Source organism: Pedobacter sp. AC379, assembly GCF_979258145.1.
In genome coordinates this window covers 4,941,006-4,966,346 of record NZ_OZ409839.1, presented here as the reverse complement: position 1 = coordinate 4,966,346, position 25,341 = coordinate 4,941,006, and the positions used below count along the sequence as shown (strand labels likewise).

Sequence of the window (25,341 nt, the reverse complement as noted above, 5' to 3'; positions counted from 1 at the left end):
ATTAAAAAATATATTCTACCTTCAAATAGTGTCTATTGATGTTGTTACGCACCATATTCCAAAAAGGGGACAAAAACGGTTACAGTTTTATTGTTATAATCATGAAATTTCATAGTTTTTATAACCTCTTAGCTGTATCCGTGCAAAGATAACGGTTACAAAGATAGAAATGGTATGCTAGTAAGCAAATGGCTAAATCGATATAATGCCGAATGGCATGGTACGCAATAAGATGGGGGAATAAAAAAGTAGGACAGCTTATGCCGCCCTACTGCTTGTATTTATAGCGATTACTGATTTATTAAATTATATCTCTTACCTATAAGTATAAGTATTTACCTGTTAAGGTGTGTATGTAGTGGTTTTGCCACTATATAAATTGCTTGATATGCTTGATAAATAAGTATGCACATCGCTGTTGGGTAAATTATAATAAAGGTAAATTCCATAACCATTATTTACGGTTTGGGTGGCTAAAGATGCTGCTGTAGATGAACTGGTAGCCTGAATATCTATTGCTGCCGGGCCAAGATTTGCTTTTGCCAATCCGGGTACATTTGGAACAGAATAACTTCCGTAAATGGCATTCCAGCTATAGTTTACTTTAGATCCTACGGTAACCCCGTTATATGATAATCTTGAAGCTGCCGGGCCATAGAAGTAAAATGAAATGATTTTATTCGGCAGTAGTGATCTTAATGCTGTTACCAGGTATACAAATGAACTGGAGTTTGGCTGGCCTGTACCGTTGTTGCCATATTCTGCGTATTCATCATCAAAATCAATACCATCAAGGCCATAAGTATTAACTGCATTTGCCAATTGTTGGGCAAAGGCCTGCGCCGAGGCTTGTGATGTGAAATTACAAAAACCTGCACCCTGGTGGTTACCCAAAATGGAAAGCAACACTTTTATGCCTTTGTCTTGTAAAGGTTTAATGTAGGTTGTTTTATTGTTCAAAACATTGGAAACATTCGTGTTAAAAAACAATTCAGCTTTTTGAGTTGAGGTGTTGTAATTGATGTTGGCAGCAAAAATAATTGCAATATCGAACAACTGTTGCCCGGTAGAAAGTTTGTATTTTCCTACGTTTCGGATATCGGCATTGTTTACTTCTACATAACATACACCTTTTGGGCCGGTTACACCGATTGCCGATGGCGATGCGGTTGATTCTTTTTTAGCCGGACCAGTTAAGGTTTCATCTTGGGTAATGTCTTTTTTCTTACAGCCGCTGATAGAAACGGTTAAAAAGAATGCAACGGCTAGTGCAGCATTTTTGCATGTTAACAATTTGGTAGTTGTCATAATTTTTGTTTTAAATTGGTTAGAAATTGATTGTAATCGCTACAAACAGGTTTTTATGAAGGAGAGATATTTTTTTTTACTGATATTCATCCCATAACATAGGTTTTTGAAGGATGGATTTGCTTTTTCAGCGCAATTAAATAACTGTAAATGTGTAAGTAAGGGGGAATTGAGTTTACAGCAGTACGCCGAAAACAGTAAGTTTTCTCATAGGTTTAAAAATTTTGGTTAGAAATTGGTTTGATATAAAAAAGGTAGGATAACTTTCGTCATCCTACCTGGTATTGTTTGTGTGCTAAAAATTGCCTTTGTTTACATCCCACCATAATCTGGTGCCACCGTTATCAGGGCCACCAAGCAAAGTAACGGCTTTACGTACCTCATCTTTATTTCCATTTCCAAATTCTGCCGTTGGGTATGGCAACCTGCGAATCTGTAATTGGGTATTAATTGTACCGCCGCTGTTGTTGTTGGCTACTGTAAACAGTTTTGGATAGCCAGTTCTGCGGAAATCAGCCCAAGCCTCAGCTCCGTCAGGAAAAATAGCCAACCATTTTTGTGTAATAATGCGTTCTAATTTTACTTCATTAGATGCAGTTCCATCCCATTTAACAGTAATGGTACTTGCTGCAGCCGCATTGTTGGCCGGGTTTTTTGGATCTACATAATCAGTTGGTTTACCTGTGGCATTGTTTAGGTAGTTGTCGATGTTGGCAGTCCATTGTTGCATTGATGTAGTAATACCGGTTTCATAATTGGTCTGTGCATCTCCGGCACCTGCCCAGCCGCGTAAAGCAGCCTCAGCTTTTAAAAACCAAACTTCGGCAGCCGTCATTAATATTTGCGGTGCTTTTTGTCCGATAGGTGCTTTTGAGTTATCTGGAGTAGAAGAATTCAAACTTGAATAGGTTTTATAACCAGCTTTACCTAAACCATTAAAAGAGGTATTGGCTCCGGATCTGATTCCTATATATTGTCCTGAAAACAAAGGATCGGTAGCTGGTGTACAATATATTGATAAACGCGGATCTTTGTAGCCAACCATATACGATTGTAATGCTGCACCCATTGCGTTATCTCCATCGTAATTTACAGTTACATTCCAAAGGTCGTTGTTTCTATTACCCGATTGGGCAACTGCGGCATTATCACCTGGTACGGTCATTAATCCACCTGTTGCAGCCATAGCTTTTTCTGCCTGCAACTTTGCTGTAACCGGATCAACTTTAACAATGCGCATGGCCAAACGTAACCTTAACGAATTGGCCAATTTAAGCCATTTGGCAACATCGCCACCATAAACCAGATCGCCAGTGTCGTAATATGCTTTTTTACCCGGATTGGCTGTGATAAAAGCTTGAAGGTTATTTGCCGCAGTATCAATCTGTTTAAAAAATTCGGTATAAACCGTTTTCTGGTCATCGTATGGTTGAGAAATTAACGATTTACCTGCTTGTGTATACGGAATTGGGCCAAATTTATCAGTTACCCTATCCATTGCAATTACCTGCACCAAAAGAGATATTCCCCATGATTCAGGCGAGGTTGTTTTCAACGGAGATATGGCAATTTTAGAAATTGGCGCCATTACATTGGTGTATTGGTCGTTAAAACCCGTTTCATTCCATCCGTTATTAAGCGAATAGTTCATGTTGTTAATACCTCCACCAAATGGTGTTGGAGGCATCATATAACCACTAAACACATCAGAACTTAAATTCTGTGCAATTTGATAGTTGGAAAATATATTTTGCTGGATGGGGCCGATTGCCGATCGCAATAATGCTAAACTCTGCTCGGTTGTTGGTAAATTATCGTTGGTGTTAAAACTTTCGAAATTTTTCTTACAGCCCTGGTTTAAACCTGCTACGGCTAAAAGTAAAACTAAAGACAAGCCTTTAATTTTATGTTGTGATAAATGATATATCGATTTCATGTTTGTTGTAATTAAAATAAAACATTAAGGTTAAAACCAAAACTTCTGGTAACCGGTTGGTTAAAAACATCTATTCCTGATAAACCATTACCGGTAGACATGGTTACCTCTGGATCGTATGGAGCTTTTTTGTAGAAGTAAAACAGGTTTCTACCAATTAGCGAAAGACGCATGCTTTTAAATGTTCCTTTCAAAGGTAAGTTGTAACCTATTGAAGCTTCGCGCAAACGAACCACGGTAGCACTGTAAACATATTCTCCGGTTACACCGTTTCTATCCCCTAAGAAAGAATAATAGCTTTGTGGATTAATGGTAGCCGAAACTGCTTTTCCGCTGGCATCTACACCATCAATTTTAACACCACCTTGCGCGCGCGCATCGCCTGATGCTTTTGAAGCACCAGCCTGATCCATCAATGCTTCGGTTAGCGAAAGTACTTTACCGCCAAATTTACCATCTACCAGAAAACTTAAGCTGAAATCCTTATAATTAAAACTGTTGTTCCAACCCAACTGAAATTTAGGGTTTGCATTTGCAATCAGACTATAATCATTGCTTTTAACCGGAAAGTAAGGACTTGCAGTTGTTCCATCGCCACTTAATAGGATACGGCCATTTGCATCTCTTTGTAAAGTATAGCCATAAATGTCGCCATAAGATCCACCCGCTGCAATGCGAGAGATATACGCATTGTTGCCACCACCTGTTAAATCAATCGAATTTAGACCTTGTGAAGCAGCAACATCAATAATTTTGTTTCTGTTTAGTGATCCGTTTATAGCGGTATTCCAGTTCAGGCCATCTCCTTTTAATACATCTGCTCCTAAAGTAAACTGTATACCCTGATTTTGAACATCGCCTGCATTTAAATAGCCCGTAGCTACCAGGCCAGAAGGTGCTGGTTTAACCGGTATATATTGATTTTTAGTGTTTGTTTTATAATAGGTAAAGCTAAAGTTTAAGCGGTTGGCCAGAAAACGCATGTCAGTACCAATCTCAAATGATTTTGTTCTTTCTGGTTTTAACTCAGCAAATGCCCTGTTGGTGTTAATGTTAAGTGCACCGCCATTACCCAAAGTATTTTGAATAAAGGTTAAATAAGGTGGCACGGTATTACCCACTTCGGCATAAGTACCCCTAATTTTGGCATAGGTAATAGCTTCTGGCAGTTTAACCATTTGTGATACAATAAATGATAAGCCTACCGATGGATAGAAATAAGAACTATTTGGTGTATAGGCAAGGTTTGATGACCAGTCGTTTCTACCTGTTAAAGTTAAAAAAGCCCAATCTTTGTACGATAAGTTGGCATTTGCAAATACAGCTTGCAACTGGCTGTGGAAAGCATCATTTGCTTTAGTGGTATTTAATACATCTGAAGTGTAAGTACCTGCATTTGCTACAATAGTATTATTTGGTGTAAATAAATCAACAGCAGATAAATCGCCTGCTAAAGATAATCCATTTGTTTTCTGATCGTTGATGCTACCACCAATTAATCCGTTAATTTTGAAGTCTGATCCTTTTAATGGTACAGTAACATTTAATATCGCGTCGGCATATTTTTGAACATAAGTTTGCGTGTTCTGCGATAAGTATCCTTTACCGTTTGAGTTAAAGTTTCCGTTGATACCAGAATAACGTCTGTTCTCGAAATCATCAGTAGTACGGTCTATATTTCCCCTTACCTGAAGGTTTAACCATGGTGTAAACTCATATTTCACATTTCCACTTAATAAGAAGCGGTTTCTGATGGCTGTATTTGGGTTTAAATTGGTTAAAAACCATGGGTTCTGACTTAAATCTGTCGAACCACCTAACCAGTTCTGGCGTGCTGTACCCACATTGCCGGCAAGCAGATAATTATCTTTGTAAGGTGTAATGTCGACACCTCTAGGGAAAAGATACAATCCAACCAATGGGTTGTTGTACAAACCAATTGATGGGCTATTGTTGATGCGTTGATTAATATAACTCACATTTCCATCAACAGTTAATTTATTGTTTAGAAACTTGGCAGTTTCTCGCAGGTTAATATTATGCCTGTTTAACTTGTTGCCTTCTTGTATGCCGCTTGCATAGGTATTGGCATAAGAAAAGTAAGTTTGTGCGATTTCAGACCCGCCAGAAAAATTGATTGAATTGGTTGCATTTGTTCCGGTTTGGAAAAACTGATCAAGGTTATCAGTTGCATTGCTGATTGCACCTCCCCAACTGTCGCGTGTTTTATCAGATGCAGGGCCATAACTGTTTTGGAATTCGGGTTTGTACGCAATTTTATCAAAAGTTAAACTCGATGAAAAACCAATCTGTGTTTTACCTGCTTTACCTTGCTTAGTGGTAATTAAAATTACACCATTTTGTGCTTGGCTACCATAAAGGGCCGCAGCCGATGCACCTTCAAGCACGGTTAAGCTTTCAATATCATCAGGATTTAGGTTCGATATACCATCACCACCATCCTGGCCACCACCAAAAACACTGTTCTGTTGTGCATTGGCATTACCGTTATTGCTGATGGGTACCCCATCAATTACATATAAAGGCTGGTTATTACCGCTTACTGAACGGCTTCCCCTTAAAATTACTTTAGCCGAACCACCAACACCTGAAGAACTCGGACTAATCGTCATCCCGGCAACTTTACCATTTAACGAATTTACCAGGTTGGGGCTTTTCACTTTATTCAGTTCTTCTCCAGATACCTGTTGAGTGGTATAAGTTAAAGATTTCTCTGATCTTTTAATCCCTAATGCTGTAACCACAACGGTTTCAAGATTTTTAGAATCCGGGGTTAAAGATACATCAAGAGTGCTTTGCGTGCCAACGGTAACTTCTTTGCTCTGGTAACCGATAAATGAAAACACTAACACATCGCCTGTTTTAGCTGCAATGCTATATTGGCCTGAAGTATTGGTTTGTGTTCCACCTTGTGCGCCTTTAACGGTAATGGTTGCACCCGGTACCGGATTTCCGGCTTCATCTTTTACTGTTCCTTTAATTACATCCTGATAAACGGAATGATAAGAAACTGCACGTTTAAAATGATCTGCTGGTGTAGCTGCATACAGACCTGCCGATGCATAAAGCAACAAGCATGTGAGCTGTAAAGATTTTTTCATATTCATTATGAATAAATTTGAATAAGTATTTGGTTAATTGTTTGCCGCCCTCCGAATTTCCATTCTTAGGGTTTTATAGTGAAGAGCATTTTGTTTGCACAAATTGCCTACAAGGAAATTGAATTATTTTAAAATATTTTTTTTGTTATGGTTTTTCAACTGTTTCTTTAGCCTGGGCGGCCCAACAACCTGCCGCGCCAAGCAGCGCTGCATCTTCATTCAGTTTAGAAATATGGATTGGAACATTTATTCCCTGCGATAGTAGATATTTAAGTGCATGGCGTATAAAACGATCGGAAGCATTGGTAATGTTGCCACCTATAACTATTGCTTTTGCGGCATTTTTCTGTTGAAAATCTTTAAGGAAAAGACCCAGGTTATGGCCAAATTCATTAAATATTTTCCTGATGGTTTGGCTGTCACTGTAAAGCAGGGTAAGCTCGCGAACGTTTAAAATGTTTAGTCCGGTAAGTTCATAATAGCGTTTTAAAAACCAACGGGTAGAAAGATAATCTTCTGCCATCCCGTCTAAAAAAGGCGAACACCAGAGGTTGGCATCGTTAACTTTCCCTTCGGTATATACTGCACTTCCTAAACCCGTACCCAGTGTAATGCCAATAAGGTTCTGATAAGATCTTGCTTCGCCTGCAAATATTTCGCCTGCTAAAAAGCATGAAGCATCATTGCTCATCAAAATCTGCTTGCGGTTAATCTGGAGTTCACTGGCCAGCATTTCTTTTACATTAAGGCCATAAAAAGCAGCATATTTATCATTCCCGGCGATATAAGAAATTCCGTTTTCATAATCAAAGGGCCCTGGCATTGCAATGCCTAAAGTGCCGATTTCCATATTAACTTTTTTATAGGCCAGTTTAATTGCCGTGCACCAGGTATGTATAATCTGTTCGGTTGTACCATGAGAATCAACACGCTCGCGGGTAAAGGAGTTTTTAAGGATATTGCGCTGCTGCATATCAATTACTGCCGCTGTAATGTGCGAGCCGCCAATATCAATGCCCAGTACATATTTATTTTTATTCATTGTATTCTGCTTATATAGATCTATAAATGGCTGGTGCCAGAGTACTGCACCACTAATAAGAATCCTTTTTAATGTTGAATTGCCTACAGCTGGAACATTTTTTTATGAAATATTTTTTATTACCTTACATTTGATTCTAAAACTAACCAAGTTGAAAGCAGGGAAGCCAGATCTAATCGTTTTATGGAATAAGATTTGCCTCGAAGATGACCTTAAATCTTTTGAGCAGCTTTACCGCTTCCTCTACAGCAGGCTATTAAAGTTTTCCGTTTACTATGTTATTGATAAGCAGGCAGCAGAAGATCTGGTTACCGAAGTATTTGTAAAATGCTGGGAAAACCGCGCAGCAAGCACCCATGTGCTAAACCCTGAAAGTTATTTCTTTATTGCAGTTAAAAATCAATCGCTTAAATACATTAAAAAAAATTCTTCTGTTACGTTTATCGATTTAGTAGATGCTGAAGACGATTTGCAGGTGAGTATGGAAACGCCAGTTTACCTCATGGAAACCAAAGAACTGCATAAACAGCTCGATAAGGCAATTGCAGGTTTAGCACCGCAGGCTGCAACAGTTTTCAGGTTGATTAAGGAAAGTGGAATGAAATATAAGGAAGTGGCAGAGCTGCTTAATATTTCGCCACGTACAGTGCAAACCCAATTGTTCAGGGCCATTGCAAAGTTACGGTTGGTGCTACAACCTTTGCACGAGAAAGGAAATGATGAAAAGAAGTTCGGAAAATTAATCTCACTGATTATATTAGGGGGTACTTTATCTTTTTTATATTTTTTGTAGGCAATTTTAACATAAAAAGGAACATACAATAAAGGACGGAAAAAAATGACAGATCAAAGATTTACAGAATTGCTTGGAAAACAATTGGCTGATGAAATATCATCAGATGAATCTGTTGAACTGAAAACTATTTTAGCAGAAAGCACTGCGCACCGATCTGAATATGAAAAGTTGCAAAGCTATTTCGATGCCGTAAGTACTACAGATGAAAATATAGATTCTGTTTTTGAAGAGATTAAAGCGCAAATTCATGTTCCTGCAGAGGCTGGTTTGAATGTTGTAAAGCGTAATAATTACAGCATCTGGCTTAAAGTAGCTGCTGTAGCGGCCATTGTTTTGGCAGGCTTACTGGTATACAATAAAGCAGCTGTTTTCTTTAATCATAACAATTTACCAACCTTAACACAAACAACAACCAAGGCTGCTGAGGTAAAAAAGATTGTACTTGCCGATGGTTCTACCGTTAAAATAAACTCGGGCAGCAGTTTGAAATATCCTGCACATTTTACTGGCAATACCAGGAATGTTTACCTTTTGGGAGAGGCTTTTTTCGATGTAAAAAAAGATCCTCAACATCCTTTTATTGTACATACCGAGCAACTTGCGGTAAAAGTACTGGGCACTGCATTTGATGTTAAAGCGTACCGGGATGATGCTTTTACCGAAACTACATTAATCAGGGGAAGGGTTTCCATCACACTTAAGCACAACGGCACCGCAAGTTTTATCTTAAAGCCAAACGATAAATTTACCTTTGCAAATGGGAAAGCAAATATGAGTAAGCTTAGCCATTATGATGGAACAGGAGCAAACCGGGTAATTGAAACGGCGTGGACAAACCATGAGCTGATTTATAAGAATAACCGTTTCGATGAAATAGCCAAACTTTTCGAGCGTTGGTATGGCATTAATATATCTTTTAAAGAACCTGAACTGAAAACGGTGAGATTTACCGGCTATGTAGATAAAGAAACCCTTGATGAAGCGTTGAATGTTTTAAAATCGATTGAAAACTTCAATTATTCGATAAAAGGTAAAAATGTGTACATCTATCGCTAGCACAATAAGTTAAGCCGTGTATATTTGTAGCCATGAATTTTGCGCAGCGGCTTATATTGTTAATTGGATTGATTTTTCCGCTGGGTGTACAGGCGCAAACCAAGGTTACCTTAAACTTTACCAATGCCAGTTTTGAACAGGTAATTGAAGAAATACAGCAACAAACAGTTTATCATTTTGCTTACGGCGAATTTAAAATTCCCAAACACCAGGTAAATATTAAGGCCGAAGATGAAGAGGCCGTAAAGGTGATCGATCAGCTGCTGGTTGGGAGTGGTTACACTTATTCCGTTTTGCCCAACAACCTGATCGTGATCAGAAAGTATACAGAGGGCAAGGCTGGAGATAGCGTACGTTTTTTAAAAGAAGTGGTAATTACTGCTTTGGGCATAGAAAAAGATAACCAGAAAGTGGGCTATGCTTTAACAACCATTAAAGGCTCATCCATTGCCAAAGCGCGCGAAAGTAATATGATTATGGCCTTGCAGGGTAGGGTAGCAGGTTTAAATATTACCGGGGTAAACGGTGGTCCCGGTTCTGCTGCGCGTGTACTAATCCGTGGGGTTTCGAGTATGACAGCTGCTTCGCCATTATTTATTGTAAACGGTGTACCAATTGATAACAGCATCAGAGGGAGTGCAAACGAATATGGTGGTGCCGATTATGGTGATGGTATCAGCAACATCAACCCCGATGATATTGAAACGATAACGATTTTAAAAGGTTCTGCGGCTTCAGCGCTATATGGTGCCAGGGCTGCAAATGGGGTAATACTCATTAACCTTAAAAGTGGTGGCGAAAATGCTGAGCCGAAGCTCGAATACAATGCCAACCTCTCTTTCGATGTTCCGGTAAATGCTACCGATTTTCAATATATTTATGGTCAGGGAATGCAGAATAAACGTCCGGCCGATTTATACAATGCCATTTCTACAGGTTTGTTGAGCTGGGGTGAAATGATGGATGGTAAATTAACGCCCCAGGTAGATGGTTCAATGCGGCCTTATTCGCCGGTAAAAAATAACATTCAAAATTTCTACCGTACAGCTCCTGCTTTCATTAACACGCTTTCTGTTGTGGGCGGAAATACAAGGAACAATTACCGGGTTTCGGTTTCCAACCTGGATTACAATTCTGTTTTAAGCAACGGTGCACTAAACCGTAAAACGTTCAACCTCTACGGTACAGTGGCCCTAAGTAAGCACTTATCGCTAAGCCTTACAGGTAATTACATCTACGAAAGAAACAAAAATAAGAGCTACCTGAGCGATGGTCCGTTAAACCCCAATTATGGTATTTCAGCATTGGCAACAAGTTTGAATCAATCCATCCTGGCACCTGGCTTCGATGCCGAAACAGGTTTCGAAAGTCGTTGGAATGCAGATGAATACAAAACAAATCCTTATTTTTTGATGAACAAACAGGCCGATTATGCCAACCGGAACCGCTACATCACATCTGCTGTGTTAAAATATCAGCTGGCCAGTTGGGCATCACTTCAGGGGCGGATTGGTTATGATTCGAGCAAGGATGAAGTGGTGAGTATTTTACCTACAGGCACAGCTTTCTCCATCAACAGGCAGGGGGGAATTAATGCATACGATCAAAACCATACTTCAGAACTTAACAGTGATATTTTGTTCAGTGCCAGCCAAAACCTGAGCGATAAACTTAACGTAGAACTTTCAATGGGTGCTAACTACCGCGAAAGAAAAGGGAACAGCGAAAAGTTAAAAGGCTCTCAATTTAAGGTTCCTTATCTGTATGTTCCCGAAAACCTGATTACCAGTACCAAAACCCTCGCCATTTCGAGGATTGTAACAGAATCGGCTTATTACACGGCAGATTTGAGTTATAATCGTTTCCTCAATTTATCGGTTACGGGGCGTTATGATATTTATTCTACCCTGCCGGCCAATAGCCGCGGTATTTTTGTGCCAGGTATATCGGGCAGTTTTATATTTTCAGACTTATTGAAAATGAAAGGTTTGGATTTCGGTAAACTGCGGATTGATTTTGCCAAAACCAGTGGGGAACCCATTGTTCCTTATACCACGCAGATCTATTATACGGTAGATAACCAGGTTAACGGTATTCCTGTTGGTGGCTTTTCGGGCGATTTGCCCAATTATAATTTAAAGCCTTTTACACTGAATGAGATAGAAGCCGGCCTCGACCTTAAGTTTTTTAACAGCAGGCTTGATGTAGATTTTACATATTTCAACCGGCTTACGCACAACGAAATCATCAATGCAAAACAATCAGTTACTACAGGTTTTACTTCAGCTTACGTTAACCTTGGCGAAACCCGCAATGCTGGCATAGAGGTGGCTTTGGGTTACACACCAGTGCTAACCTCGAACAGTAAATGGCAGATTAACTTAAATGTAACCAAGGTAAAAAATACCTTACGCGCTATCGATGGCAATAGTAATTATACACTTACTGGCACATACAGGCCACTAAATGCCAATACCGCATTGGTGGTGGGCAAACCGATTACGCAGATTATGGCTTACGATTACCAGCGCGATGCCAGCGGGAACATAATTATTGGCTCTGATGGGATACCCAAGCGTGGCAATTTTATTCCCATGGGTGGTACCATGCCTACTTTATATGGCGGTATAACCAATAGCTTCAGTTATAAACAGTTTAATTTTTCATTCCTGATTGATTACCGTTTTGGAAATAATATTTTATCGGCAACAGAATATTATAGCTATGTGCTCGGTTTAAACAAGGCCACTTTAAGTGGCAGGGAAACTGGTATTGTTGCTGATGGTGTGTTGGAAAATGGCCAGAAGAATAATATAAATGTTCCGGCCTATGCTTACTACCCTGAACTGGCCACCAATATTTCGGCACTGGCGGTGCTTAACGGAAGTTTTATTAAGTTAAGACAGGCCACATTGGGCTATACTTTTAGCAATAATTTTTTAAAAAGAACACCTTTCAGCAGTATTGGGATTGATCTTGTGGCGCGCAACGTACTTACTTTGCTTAAATACACCAAAAATATAGATCCTGAATCGCAATTTTCGCCTACGCTTGGCTATGCTGGTATTGAGGGGGCTTCGTTGCCTGCCACACGCAGCTTTGGGATTAATTTTAACTTTAAATTTAAATAATGATGGGCAGGATAAGGATTTATTTTATTGTTGTGCTATTGTTATTGTTAGCTGGCAGCTGTTCTAAAGAAAAGCTCGATGAAATTAATACCGACCCCACCAAACTTACCGAAAACAATTACGATCCGAACAGCCTGCTGGCCCAGGCACAACTTAAATATGCCAACCTAGGTTATTACCAGCTGCTGTACCAAAGTACCATGATGCAGTTACTGGCATCAAGTTATTACTATTATAATAATGGCGATAAATACATCAATGTTGGCAGCTTTACCGATTACCAGGGGCGAATTTTCGACGAAGGTTATGCCGATGCTTCCTACATCAGGGAAATGCAGCGACTGGCAAAACTTAAAGATCCGGCAGCTTATCAAAACCTGATTGCAATAGGTGATATTATGTATGTGCTGGTTTTGCAAAGGATTACCGATACCTATGGAGATGTGCCGTATTCGCAAGCGGTTAAAGCGATGCAGGGCATAAAATACCCAATCTACGACCGTCAGGAAGATATTTACACCCAAATGCTCAACGATCTTGAAGCCGCTACCACCCAACTTGATGCTGATAAGCCTGCTCCAAGCGCAGATCTTTTTTATAAGGGGGATATTGTAAAGTGGAAAAAATTTGGTTATTCTTTAATGCTTAGGGTTGCAATGCGGTTAACAAAAATCGATGCGGCTAAGGCTAAATTATGGGCAGAAAAAGCTGCGGGCAAAACCTTTGGCAGCATAAACGATAATGCAATTCTGTTAACTGATGCTTCTTCTTTTAACAGCCAGAATGGTACATCCCTTGCTTTAAGAACGTATTCGGATTACCTGGAAGTACGTTGGAGCAAAACGCTGATTGATCAGCTAAAAAATACGAACGACCCAAGGTTGGGCATAATTGGTGAGGTGCCGAAAGATGGACTGGCAAAAAATGCAGATCAGAACCTGAGTGGCAATACAGATCCGGCTGTTCAGTTGGGGATGCCAAACGGATTTGATCTGCAGGGTGGGGCTACAGACATTAGTCATTCTCCTGATTATCCTGGTGGAACAGGAAATGGGAGTGATTTTGCACCACTTGGTAAATATTCCAGGCCGCGTACCGAAATGTACCTGAAACTTGGAGGTCCGATTTTTATTTTGAGCTTTGCCGAAACAGAGTTTTTGCTTGCCGAAGCAAAGGTGAGGGGGTGGAATATTGACGGGACAGCAAAATTGCATTATACGAATGGATTAACGGGAGCAATACAGTCGCTTGCCCAACTCGATCCTTTGGCTGCGGTTGATGCCAATAAAATTACTGCATTTGTAAACCAGAACCCGCTTGATGAAAGCAATAGCGAAAAAGCTTTAGGTACTATTAACACACAATATTGGGTAGCTACAGGTACTAATTTTAATTTTATAGAAGCCTGGTTAAATTGGAAAAGGAGCGATTATCCTAAACTTATTCCTGTAAATTACAAAGGCAACGTTACCAATTCGACCATTCCACGCCGGATGATATACCTATCAACAGAGGTACTGAACAACCCTCAGAATTATAAAGATGCTGTGGCCAGGATAGCGGGAGGAGACGTACTTACCGCCAGGGTTTGGTGGGATAAGTGATGTATTAACTGCCACTTCAAACCTAGCTACTGCAACTTAAAAACAATTTGTAATATATACCTCTCGTTCATAATGAGGAGTGAGGAGATTCGCATTTCTAATGCGATAAGATAATTTCTCGTGTAAGATTTTTTTCTATTGGTCGGTGTCTCACCGACCGAGGAAGAAAAGTTTAAGACGGGAACATGCGTAGAGATTTAGTGAGTAAAAATCTAGCTAATGCATTAAGATTCCCGCATGTGCGAGAATGACGACCGCAAGTTAAAACTGAAAAGATTGCTTCAGCTCGCTCTCCCCCAGCTTCGCAATGACGGATTTAACGCATTCCCTGTATCATGCTATTTAAACCCCCGCTATCTGCAGCCTGCTTTCTGCTCCCTGCATTCCGGCCTAGGAAATGATGGAAGGAAAAAACGTTAAAGCTTTATCAATAACTTCTTCTTTATAATTGCATTAAGGCAGCACACACTTTCCGCCTCCTTCGGCGGAACTTGTGCTGACGACCAAAAAGCTTTAACGAATTTATCCGACATCAATTCCAAGCCTTGATTTTTGGTTACCTTTTTATCAAGAAAAAGGTAAAAGCCCTTCGGTGGCCAACCGAGGCAACCCAGAGCGAAGCGAAAACATTAAGATTCCCGCATGCGCGAGAATGACGACCGCAAGTTAAAACTGAAAAGATTGCTTCAGCTCGCTCTCCCCCAGCTTCGCAATGACGGATTTAACGCATTCCCTGCATCATGCTATTTAAACCCCCGCTATCTGCAGCCTGCTTTCTGCTCCCTGCATTCCGGCCTAGGAAATGATGGAAGGATAAAACGTTAAAGCTTTATCAATACCTTTCCCTCCATCGTTGCATTGAGGCAGCACACACTTTCCGCCCCCTTCGGCGGAACTTGTGCTGACGACCAAAAAAGCTTTAACGAATTTATCCGACATCAGTTCCAAGCCTTGGGTTTTTGTTACTTTTGGGCCAAGCCAAAAGTAAGAGCCCCTCGGTGGCCAACCGAGGCAAGCCCGAGCGGAGCGAAAACATTAAGATTCCCGCATGCGCGAGAATGACGACAGTATTTCATCAAATTAAAAATCCTTTAACAAAAAATGCCTTCCAAATTTGGAAGGCATTTTATTATGATTTGGAAGTCTCTTGTTTTAGAAAGAATAAGTCAAACCGCCGAAAATGTTAAATCCATTTGCCTGGTAAAATAAGTACCTGCTGTAATTGGTATTTAAGATATTGTTTGCTTTGGCAAAAACAGAGAATTTTTTATTAATCCTGTAATCAGCACCCAGACCTAAATCTACATATCCTTTAACAGTTTCAATTAATTCAATATTGGTGTTTGGGATCACGTATTGTGAGGCAGGAACAGGTGTACCGGTATACACTTTAGCTTTTACATCATCCTGTATAACAACCGCTGCATTAAAGCTTAATTTCTTGTTGAAGGTATACATAAAATTCGAACTTACTTTTAAGCCTGGTTTAAACCATGAGTAAGTTTCAGAAGCAGGTTTCCAATCATCAAGGTTCAGTTTACCGGTCCATTTTAATGCATCGCTTACCTGTATAGAGATTTCACCTTCCAATCCTGTCAATTTTGTTTTACCAAAATCGTAAATTACATCAAACTTGTTAAAATCAGTAAAGTTGTTTACAAACAATGGCATATCATCAAATTGTTTTACATAGATACGCGCCTTGTAACCAAAGCCAGGTCCGCCAGTACCTTTAATACCCGCACTGAAACTTAATTTCTCTACTGTGTTTTTAACTAAGATGTTGCTGTTTAACCAAGGGTTTTCATCGGTAAAGCCTTTTAACGAATTTCTGTTTACATCACCCTTAACTTCTCCGAAAACCTGTAAATAATCAGGAATTAAAGTAAAGTCGGCAGTAACAGCGGGGAATATTTTAGAGCTGCTATAGGCACCAAACTCCTGTACTAAGTTAATTCCCGCAGTTATTTTAGCTCCTTTAACCTGTAAACGGATGTATGGGTTTAAGCGCAAAAGGTTATTGCCAACACTGGTTAAAGCATCTTTTGTATTCCCAAATTCGGTTGAAGCAGCCAGGCCCAGGTTTAAAGAATTAATACGTTTGTTAACATAGCCGTTTAGGCTCAGGTAGTTTTCTTTTGCACTAAACTTATCGTTCCAGATGTAGCCATTCGCTTTTAAGGCATAACTAAAAGCATCCTCATCTTCGGTAAAGTTTTTTACCAGTTCGCCTTCCAGTTCAATTGTGGTGAGTGCCTGTTTATCAGGATTAGGGTTTAACGTTGGGCGGGCATCATCTATACCATAAAAATATGTGCCATTACGTTCAAAGTTTATGCGGCCACTAACGGTATTCTGGTCTAAAATACTGCGACCAAAAACACTCAACTGCTGGTTGCTGCTGTTCTGTTTGTTCAGCTTTCCTTCCTGACTAAAGTGTTTAAAATAACCACCAACCTGTAAACCTTCATCTTTACCGGTGTTAAAATAAGCTTCGCCCAAAAGGGTAGCCAATGAACCGAATGCACCTTTTACATAATTGTTAACCAAAATGCTTTCTTTTTCTTCAGCCAGGGCCTGTGCCTGTAACTTCTGAATATCACTGTTCAATTCCAGCTTCCTATCCAGAATGCTGTAGTTCAGTTTTGCCTTATAGGTTTTAACATCGTCTAAATTCGGACTTCTTCTCAGCTTTACAGCCTCTGCCAAAATTGGTTTATAAGGGCGTACTACCTCAATTTCTTCATTTACAACACCTTTTTCTTCAGGCTTTTTATCCTGCGCCTGTGCAGTCATTAATCCAGCAGCTAACAAAAACAGTGAACTATATATATATTTAATTGATTTCATAATGCTACTTCTTCTGGTTTAGTTTTTCAAGTTTTTCTTTGGCTGTAGGGATGATATCATCCTTGCCTTCGTAATTATCAATTATACTGAGAAGTGTGCTTTTTGCCTGTAAATTATCTTTCAGTGCCACATAGTTATCAGATAAAAGGATAAAAGCTTTTGCTACCCAATAATCGTAAGAAGCCATGTTATTGATCAGATCGAAACAGGTTTTAGATGAAGTTTTGAAATCACCTTTATCGTATTCTAATAAAGCCAGATTGTATTTTGCTTCTGCTGCTGCAATAGTTTTTGTTTTAGCCACTACATTTTTAAATTCTTTTACCGCAGTAGTGGTATCGCCTTTTAACAAATAAGCTTTACCAGAGTATAGGCTAGAGCTGTTTTTTTCTTCCTCAGAAGCCTTTTCAGATTCTTTGGTAAGCTGGGCATATTTAAGCATGTCATCAGGCATATTTAAAGCCGTATAAGCTTTTAACAGGTTATTGATGGCAAAGCTATAGTGCGATTTGTAATCGGTAGTGGTTTCTAATCTTTTCAGGTAAACTATTGCCTCGTTGTATTTCTTTTGGTTTAAAAACAAGGTCGAAATACTCACCAGTGAGCGTTCCGTATAATCACTTGTCCAATCGTTTAAAATAAACTCGTAATCAGGAATGGCTTCGTCAGGGCGACCAAGTTTAACAAGCGATTCAGCCCTGATAAATTTAGCTTCCTTCTCGTGGTTTGCCTTCGGGAATTTATCAAAATAAGCATTAACAGCCTGAAATGCACCGTTGGCATCGCCTTTTAAATAAGTATTGTTGGCGGCAGCAAAAACGATATTATCCTGTTCAGAGCCTGAGTAATTTCCAAGAGGGGTAGTGGCTGCATAAGTAATAAAACCGTTTGCATCGCCTCGGTCTACATAAATATTTTTGATCGACTCCATGGCCTGTTTGGCTTCATCAGCAGTAGGGTAATCGCGGATTACCTTTTTAAATGATTCTAAAGCAGCATCATCCTGATCTTGGTTGTACTGTACCAAACCAATGGTTACCAAAGCCTTTGCCACATAACTGCTGCGTGGGTATTTGGCTACAAGCGCTACAAGATCTGATTTAGATTTATCAAAATCGCCTTTATTGAAATAAGTATAAGCCGTTTCGAAACCAGCATCATCAGCATAGTTTGAATTTGGAAAAGTATTTAACAAACTCTGCATGGTTGCAATTTTTGCATCATACTGGTTTTCCAACCCCTGGATCATTCCTTTCTGGAAAGTGGCATAATCCTCTGAAGTGGTTTTGCGACTGATGATCTTATTGTAATTTGCCATTGCATCGCCGTAACTTTTATTCACAAAATACGAATCGGCTAAACGGATGGTGGCATCATCAATTGTTTTTTGGTCTTTATCATTTCCTGAAAGGAATTTTTCGAAGTAGGTAGCAGCTTTGCTATATTTTTCATCTTCGAAAGCCGCATAAGCCAGGGCATAATTTGCAAAATTGTAAACACCGGTTTTATCAGCATCAGGCATTTTCAAAAACTTTTCAAAGGTACTAACTGCTTCACCAAATTTGCGCAATTCGTACATCGATTCAGCTTTCCAATAAGTATTTAAAGCATTGATTTCATTGTCTTCAGGAAACTTTTCTGACCGTAAAAACATTGATAATGCATTCGGGAATGCTCTTTCGTTATAAAACTCCAGACCACGGAAATACGTAACCTTTTGATAAGCTTCTTTAGCCTCTAAATTTTTATCCGGAATGGGTTCGAGGATATCAACTGCTGCCTGATAATTTTTGGTTGTTAATAAAACCTCACCCAATAAAGTTTTGGCTTCATTAATCTTACGCGATTTCGGGAAAGTTTTTAAGAAACCTTGTGTTGCTTCTAAAGCCTGCTGGTGAAATTCCAATTCGTAACTTAATTTGGCATAGTTTAACCATGCTTCTTCCTGTATACCCTTATCAAAACTTAAACGCGAAGCCCTGAAAAAGGCACTCTGCGCTTTTTGTTTATTGCCCAGCTGGATAAAGGCTTTACCCAGGGTGTGCATACCGTTTTGCAGGTATATATCGTCGTTATTCAGTTTTTCTAAAACTGCAACAGATTCTTTGTACTTTTTATTCTGGAATAAAGAGTAACCGTATTGATAAATGAAAAGGTTGTTTTTAGTCTCATTTTTATCCTTTGCATAATATTCAGCAAAATATTTTTCTGCATTTTTAAATTCAGATTTTGCAAAGTAGGATGCTGCAACCAAACTTAACATTTCTGGTTCAAACTGCTGCTTTGTTTTTTGAATAGAAGCCAAAGCATAGCTGATTACATCATCGTAACGCTCATCAAGATAGTACATCGAAGTGATGTAATACGGATAACTTGCCTCATAAGTAGGGGAGCCCTTTAACTTTTCGAAATTGGCTAATGCTGTTTTATACTCTTTATTTAAGTAGTTGATGTAAGCAAAATAGTAAGTGGCACTTTCCTGAAAATCGCCCTCATCTTTTTTAACTTTTTCGAATAATGGTTCTGCTTTATCGTATTCTTTCAATTCGAAATAAGCATAACCCTGTTTAAACTGGTATTCGTTTCTTTGCTTACCCGAAAGCGTAGATGGATCTGTTTTTTCGAACCACTCTAAAGCTTTTTTATAGTTTTTCTGGTTGAAATAAGTTTTTCCAACGTAGAAATAAGCCAGTTTAGTGTTCGGGTTTAACGGGTAATCACGGATAAACGCCTGAAATAAACTTTCGGCATCAGCATTGGTTAACTCCAGTGCGCAAACAGCAGCATAGAATTTTGCATTCTCTTTAAGTAAAGATAACTCGGCATTACTTTCAGTTTGGGTAGAAGGTTTATAACGTTGCAGCTCAACTAGTTTAAACTGTTGTGCAGCCGCAGTGTATTTCTCTTTGTCTAATAATTCTAAGCCCGTTTGATAGTTTTTGTTGAGGTTCTGCACAGCGCTAACCTGAGCGTAGGTGCTAAAACTTCCAGCTAAAAATAGCGGAATTAGTAAGTATTTTTTCTGCATTGGTTTCAAATATGGTTGGTACTAAATTATAAATAGTATCAAAGCTTATCAACAGAAGTAATTAACATCTGTTAATAACACAAATTAACGACGGGATTTTTGGTTTGGTATTGAAGGGTATACGAATGTGGAAAAGTTGAATGGTTCATTGGTTTAATGGTTGGTTACCTACGGATGATGGTTTGATAGTTCATAGTTGATGGCCAAGTGGTTAAACTAACAGTTTATGAGTAAGTTGCCAGTGTTTATGGTTCAATGCGTACTGGGTTATCCGTATGGCTATCCAGTTATTTACCATGAACTATTAACCAAAACTTTATGGATTGGCGTAGTTTACTATCCAGTACTGAACGTTAAGACTCTGGCCTCAAGACTCAAGACTAATAACTTCGCACTGAGGACTATGCACTATGGACTATTGACTCCAAACTCCAAACTCCCCACTCAAAACTACCCCTGGCTTGCCAATAAATACAGCACGGCCATTCGTACGGCAACACCATTTTCTACCTGTTCTAAAATGATCGATTGTTTACTATCGGCAACATCACTGGTAATCTCTACGCCGCGGTTAATCGGGCCTGGGTGCATTACAATGATTTCTTTATCCAGGTTATCTAAAATCTGTTTGTTTAAGCCGTACATCATGGCATATTCTCTCAATGAAGGAAAATATTTAATGTCTTGCCGTTCCAGTTGAATGCGCAGCATGTTGGCCACATCGCACCAGTTTAAGGCCTTAATTAAGTTGTGCTCTACTTTTACACCCAATTGATGAATGTGTTTTGGAATTAATGTTGTTGGTCCGCAAACCATTACCTCGGCACCTAAACGCTGCAGGCAGAGGATGTTTGAAATGGCTACGCGAGAGTGCAGGATATCGCCAACAATTACCACTTTTTTACCTGCAACATCGCCCAGTTTCTGGCGGATGGAGAAAGCATCCAGTAATGCCTGCGTTGGGTGTTCGTGCGCACCATCGCCTGCATTTACAATCTGTGCTTTAACATGTTTACTTAAAAACTGACCAGCACCAGCGTAAGGATGTCGCATTACCACCATGTCAACCTTCATGGAAAGGATATTGTTTACCGTATCGATAAGGGTTTCGCCTTTACTTACTGATGAAGAAGATGCAGCGAAATTCACTACATCGGCCGAAAGCCTTTTTTCTGCAAGTTCGAACGAAAGTTTGGTACGGGTTGAGTTTTCGAAGAAAATATTGGCAATTGTAATGTCGCGGAGCGATGGAACCTTTTTAATCGGTCGGTTAATCACTTCCTTAAAATTATCTGCAGTTTCGAAAATCAATTCGATATCATTCCGGTTAATATCTTTAATGCCTAAAAGATGTCGGGTTGATAGTTTTTCTGCTGCCATTTTTATTTATTGTTTTCCGATATTAAAATCACTTTATCTTCACTTCCTTCACTCGCCCAGGTTACTTTTACCTGTTGCGAATTTAAGCTATCTACCTTTTGTCCGATATAATCGGGTTCGATAGGTAAATGCCTGCTAAACCTGCGGTCTATTAAAACCAAAAGTTCTACTTTCTCCGGGCGGCCATATGCAAGCAAGGCATCAAGCGCCGCTCTGATGGTTCTGCCTGTCCAAAGTACATCATCAATTAAGATTACCTTTTTGCCTTCAATTATAAAATCGATAGAATTGCTGCTTGCCGTAACCAAACCGTCTTTACGACGGAAATCATCTCTAAAAAAGGTAATATCAAGGTTTCCCTTTAAAATTTTCTTGCTTTTAAGAATCTGTTCAAGTTCCTGGTGAATACGGTCAGCCAAAAAAATACCCCTCGGCTGGATGCCAATTAAAACGGTATTTGCGAAATCGTCGTGGTTTTCAATTAATTGATGGCAAAGCCTCTTAATTGTAATCTGAATTTTTTGTCCGTCAAGAAGTGTTTTCTTTTGCATTGAAGAAGGATTGGGCAAATATATAAAAATGTTTTAAGGTAGGAAAGTTGAAATCGGATTGTTTTAATTTTGATTGCTAAAAGGTTCTATTCCAGTATTAAAAATTCGATCCAGGCTGTGTTTTCTTTCATTCGATGTTTAGATGCAACTTCTTTTACCAGATTATAAAAACGGTTGAAGTAATCCTGGATAGAAATAGGAGTATGGTTATTTGTTTTTAGTAATTAATAGAAAATTATATGCTTGTTAAACCTTGGTAATTGATGATTATTGCACATCATTATCCCTCTTATCGCCAATAAGGCAATTAAAATAAATTGGAATTATACATAAAGCTGATTTTTATTGCTGCGTTAATGGCTAACTTTATTTAATGGAGCAACCGGTAATTTTTTTTGATGGTGTTTGTAATTTATGCAATGCATCCGTGCAGTTTGTTATCGAACATGATGTAAAAAACAAGTTTCATTTTTCGGCATTGCAGGGAGATTATGCTAAAGAAATCTTGGCGAAATTTAGTGTAAATCCAGAAAAGCTTAATACAATTTTATTATTGGAAGGTGATAAAGTATATACCAAATCGTCAGCGGCATTAAGAATTGCTAAAAAACTCAATGGATTTATTCCAGTGCTTTCTGTATTTCTGATTGTTCCAAAATTTATCCGCGATTGGTTTTACGATATCATTGCCAAAAACCGTTACCGTTGGTGGGGGAAAGAAGAAAGCTGCTGGGTGCCTACTCCTGAACTGAAAAGCAAGTTTTACTGATTGTTTTTCTTCCTGCCCGGAGACCATAACCAAAGCGACAGGAGAATAAGTGGAATGCAGATACTTAAAGAAATTACAATTAAAATCGGACGCTGTTTCACCATGTCTGCCTCATGAGATAGGAAAACATAAACCGCTTCTTTGATGGCAAACAAGGTAATGATGGTAGAAAGGACGGCAAATAGTTTACGCATGATTTTGTTTTGAATGCAAAGATTGCATTTATTTTTAAAATTTAAGCAGGTATTCATTGGGAGTTACCTGCAAAACATATACTTTATATGTATTCTCCTGCTAACTGAAGCGTAGCGCAAAGCTGGGCATTAATTTATTCTGCATCTATCTTGCCTGAACCCTGTAAAAATTCAAGGTGAGGTAATAAAAACAAAAAGGCCAGCTGGATTGCTCCAAACTGACCTCTATTTAAACTAACTAACTAAAACTATTCTGCCGTTTTTACAGGAACTAAATTATCCAACTCTTCTGCTGTAAATAAACGGTAATGAATCTTGAAAGTTTTTTGAAGGGGCGTTTCCAGCGAGAAGCCGCCAACACCAAATCCATCCAATACATCCAATGTAAAATGAGAGAATTTCCAGTACTCAAATAAATCCCTGTCTACCCAAAATTCACAGCCTTCTACTTCGCCCAAACAAACATCACGCATGCGCAGGTAATAGCCACCTTTTTCGAAACATTGTGGTTGTGTTCCTTCGCAACATCCGCCTGCCTGATAAAACATGAGTGCTCCGTGTTTTTCTTTTAGTACTTCAATCAGTTCTTTCGCTTTTTCCGTACTGTCTATTCGCTCGATCATGATTATTTATTGTTAAGAGTTAATAGTTTGATGGTTGATAGCCATGTTGCCTATCGCATGTCTGTTTTCTAATCTGCTAAGCTACTGTAATAACTCATAAGCCATGAACCAATCAGCCATTAACCATGAACCAACAAACCATTAACTAGTATCTACTAAAAGAAACCTAATTTATTCTTATCATAAGAAATCAGCATGTTTTTAGTTTGGCGATAATGCCCCAACATCATTTTATGGTTTTCTCTTCCTACACCCGATTGCTTGTAGCCACCAAAAGGAGCACCTGCAGGATAAGCGTGGTATTGGTTTACCCAAACCCGGCCAGCCTGGATAGCTCTCGGAACCTGATACAGCTCGTGGGCATCACGAGTCCACACGCCGGCACCCAAACCATATAAAGTATCGTTTGCAATTTCAATAGCTTCTTCAACGGTTTTAAAGGTGGTTACAGCCAATACGGGACCGAAAATTTCTTCCTGAAAAATCCGCATTTTGTTGTGGCCTTTAAAAATGGTTGGTTTAATGTAGTAACCACCGCCCAGTTCGCCAGGCAGTTCGTTTACTTCTCCGCCTGTTAAAATTTCTGCACCTTCTTCTTTTCCCAATTTGATGTACTGAGCAATTTTTTCGTATTGAATTTTCGAAGCCTGTGCACCCATCATTACTGTTCTATCCAAAGGACTGCCAATTTTAATGGCTTCAGTTCTTTCAATAACTTTGGCGATAAATTTTTCATAAATATCTTCCTGAATCAATAACCTTGAGGGGCATGTACAAATTTCGCCCTGGTTTAAGGCAAACATTACCGCTCCTTCTACCGCTTTATCTAAAAAGGCATCATCTTCGGCCATTACCGAACTAAAAAATACATTTGGCGATTTTCCACCAAGTTCCAGTGTAACCGGGATAATATTTTCGGTAGCATATTGCATCACCAAACGGCCGGTAGGGGTAGAGCCTGTAAATGCGGCTTTAGAAACTTTGGGGTTGGTTACCAATGCCCGGCCTAGTTCTGCACCAAATCCGTTTACCACATTTACCACTCCCGGAGGCAATAAATCGCCAATTAATTCCATTAAAACCATAATCGAAATTGGCGTACTTTCTGCTGGCTTTAACACCACGCAATTCCCGGCGGCAAGGGCAGGAGCCAGTTTCCAGATGCCCATTAATAATGGAAAGTTCCACGGAATAATTTGTGCCACTACGCCAATTGGTTCGTGTACAATAAGCGAAACGGTATTGTGGTCGAGTTCAGATAACGAACCCTCTTCGGCACGAATTACACCAGCAAAATACCTGAAATGGTCTATACCCAAAGGTAAATCTGCAGCCAAGGTTTCCCTAACCGCTTTGCCATTATCAATGGTTTCTACCGTGGCCAGGTATTCCAAATTGTCTTCCATCCGTTGTGCAATCTTATTTAAAATAATGCTTCTTTCGGTTGAAGAGGTTTTGCTCCAGGTTTTAAAAGCCTCATGCGCGGCATCAACGGCTAATGCTAAATCTTCCTTAGTAGAGTGTGCGGCTTTGGTAAAAACTTTACCATCAATGGGTGAAATATTATCGAAATAAGCACCTTTAACAGGAGCTACAAATTTCCCGTCGATATAATTATCGTAATGGGACTTGAATGATGGTTTCTCAATTAAATTTTCCATAATTATTATTGATTATTTATACCTCAAAAGCCATTATGAGCAAATTGTAACAAGAAATTTTAATTGATTGCTCATAATGATTTTTGCGGTAATTAGATTTGGTTAATACAAACCTAATGGCAATGCCAATGGTGCAGATAGTACAATCGAATCAATTGGTAGCACTATTATTTCAGCTGTTGTAACCAATTTGAAACCATAGTGATAGGAGAGAGTTATAGGCAACATTAAGGTAGAATTATATAGGTTGCTTATATTGGCGACTGCAATTTGCTGATTGAAATAGTTAT

16 protein-coding genes are annotated in these 25,341 nt (G+C 39.2%); 5 read left to right on the top strand and 11 right to left on the bottom strand.

Features of this window, described 5'->3' with window-relative positions:
* Positions 1 to 342 precede the first annotated feature (342 nt).
* The 4 genes from ACZZZW_RS21430 to ACZZZW_RS21415 form a co-directional block, all read right to left on the bottom strand.
* Positions 343 to 1,308: an endo-beta-N-acetylglucosaminidase H gene (locus ACZZZW_RS21430; protein WP_463496412.1), complete on the bottom strand. Its 966-nt coding sequence runs from the start codon at positions 1,306 to 1,308 to the stop codon at positions 343 to 345.
* Between the two features lie 295 nt (positions 1,309 to 1,603).
* The gene (locus tag ACZZZW_RS21425) at positions 1,604 to 3,244 is read right to left on the bottom strand and encodes a SusD/RagB family nutrient-binding outer membrane lipoprotein (protein ID WP_463496409.1); all 1,641 of its coding nucleotides are present in this window, start codon (positions 3,242 to 3,244) and stop codon (positions 1,604 to 1,606) included.
* An 11-nt stretch (positions 3,245 to 3,255) separates the two neighbouring features.
* Positions 3,256 to 6,366 carry a SusC/RagA family TonB-linked outer membrane protein gene (locus ACZZZW_RS21420; protein ID WP_463496407.1) on the bottom strand — a complete coding sequence of 1,037 codons (3,111 nt, stop codon included), beginning with the start codon at positions 6,364 to 6,366 and terminating at the stop codon, positions 3,256 to 3,258.
* Positions 6,367 to 6,511: 145 nt separating this feature from the next.
* Complete coding sequence (locus ACZZZW_RS21415) at positions 6,512 to 7,408, bottom strand: ROK family protein (protein ID WP_463496404.1); 897 nt, start codon at positions 7,406 to 7,408, stop codon at positions 6,512 to 6,514.
* A 151-nt stretch (positions 7,409 to 7,559) separates the two neighbouring features.
* On the opposite strand from ACZZZW_RS21415, the gene ACZZZW_RS21410 reads away from it, so the two are divergent.
* The 4 genes from ACZZZW_RS21410 to ACZZZW_RS21395 are packed head-to-tail and all read left to right on the top strand — an operon-like array spanning position 7,560 to position 13,995.
* Positions 7,560 to 8,201 carry an RNA polymerase sigma-70 factor gene (locus ACZZZW_RS21410; protein ID WP_463496402.1) on the top strand — a complete coding sequence of 214 codons (642 nt, stop codon included), beginning with the start codon at positions 7,560 to 7,562 and terminating at the stop codon, positions 8,199 to 8,201.
* 45 nt (positions 8,202 to 8,246) lie between these two features.
* Entirely contained in the window at positions 8,247 to 9,260 is a 1,014-nt protein-coding gene (locus ACZZZW_RS21405; RefSeq protein WP_463496400.1) for a FecR family protein, read from the top strand.
* 32 nt (positions 9,261 to 9,292) lie between these two features.
* On the top strand, positions 9,293 to 12,391 hold the full coding sequence (locus ACZZZW_RS21400) for a SusC/RagA family TonB-linked outer membrane protein (RefSeq protein WP_463496398.1): 3,099 nt from the start codon (positions 9,293 to 9,295) through the stop codon (positions 12,389 to 12,391).
* Positions 12,391 to 13,995 (top strand): SusD/RagB family nutrient-binding outer membrane lipoprotein, encoded by a 1,605-nt coding sequence (locus ACZZZW_RS21395; protein ID WP_463496396.1) that lies wholly within the window; start codon positions 12,391 to 12,393, stop codon positions 13,993 to 13,995. Before ACZZZW_RS21400 ends, ACZZZW_RS21395 begins: the two co-directional genes overlap by 1 nt.
* 1,152 nt (positions 13,996 to 15,147) lie before the next feature.
* On the opposite strand, the gene ACZZZW_RS21390 is transcribed toward ACZZZW_RS21395, so the two are convergent.
* The 4 genes from ACZZZW_RS21390 to pyrR all read right to left on the bottom strand — a co-directional run bounded on the left by ACZZZW_RS21390 (position 15,148) and on the right by pyrR (position 21,804).
* On the bottom strand, positions 15,148 to 16,845 hold the full coding sequence (locus tag ACZZZW_RS21390) for a hypothetical protein (RefSeq protein ID WP_463496393.1): 1,698 nt from the start codon (positions 16,843 to 16,845) through the stop codon (positions 15,148 to 15,150).
* 4 nt (positions 16,846 to 16,849) lie between these two features.
* Positions 16,850 to 19,873, bottom strand: coding sequence for a tetratricopeptide repeat protein (locus ACZZZW_RS21385; protein ID WP_463496391.1), 3,024 nt, complete (start codon positions 19,871 to 19,873; stop codon positions 16,850 to 16,852).
* Positions 19,874 to 20,323: 450 nt separating this feature from the next.
* Positions 20,324 to 21,253, bottom strand: a complete 930-nt coding sequence (locus ACZZZW_RS21380) for an aspartate carbamoyltransferase catalytic subunit (RefSeq protein WP_029279355.1) — start codon at positions 21,251 to 21,253, stop codon at positions 20,324 to 20,326.
* A 2-nt stretch (positions 21,254 to 21,255) separates the two neighbouring features.
* Positions 21,256 to 21,804, bottom strand: coding sequence for a bifunctional pyr operon transcriptional regulator/uracil phosphoribosyltransferase PyrR (pyrR, locus tag ACZZZW_RS21375; RefSeq protein WP_463496387.1), 549 nt, complete (start codon positions 21,802 to 21,804; stop codon positions 21,256 to 21,258).
* Positions 21,805 to 22,177: 373 nt separating this feature from the next.
* Between pyrR and ACZZZW_RS21370 the strand changes: the two genes are divergently transcribed.
* Positions 22,178 to 22,573: a thiol-disulfide oxidoreductase DCC family protein gene (locus ACZZZW_RS21370; RefSeq protein ID WP_463496384.1), complete on the top strand. Its 396-nt coding sequence runs from the start codon at positions 22,178 to 22,180 to the stop codon at positions 22,571 to 22,573.
* Here ACZZZW_RS21370 and ACZZZW_RS21365 read toward each other — a convergent pair.
* From ACZZZW_RS21365 to ACZZZW_RS21355, 3 genes are all read right to left on the bottom strand, one after another.
* Positions 22,567 to 22,767, bottom strand: a complete 201-nt coding sequence (locus ACZZZW_RS21365) for a hypothetical protein (protein WP_055906494.1) — start codon at positions 22,765 to 22,767, stop codon at positions 22,567 to 22,569. The genes ACZZZW_RS21370 and ACZZZW_RS21365 overlap by 7 nt on opposite strands.
* A 248-nt stretch (positions 22,768 to 23,015) precedes the next feature.
* Complete coding sequence (locus ACZZZW_RS21360; protein WP_055906491.1) at positions 23,016 to 23,390, bottom strand: DUF779 domain-containing protein; 375 nt, start codon at positions 23,388 to 23,390, stop codon at positions 23,016 to 23,018.
* Between the two features lie 155 nt (positions 23,391 to 23,545).
* Positions 23,546 to 25,051 (bottom strand): aldehyde dehydrogenase family protein, encoded by a 1,506-nt coding sequence (locus ACZZZW_RS21355; protein WP_463496381.1) that lies wholly within the window; start codon positions 25,049 to 25,051, stop codon positions 23,546 to 23,548.
* Positions 25,052 to 25,341: the final 290 nt, after the last annotated feature.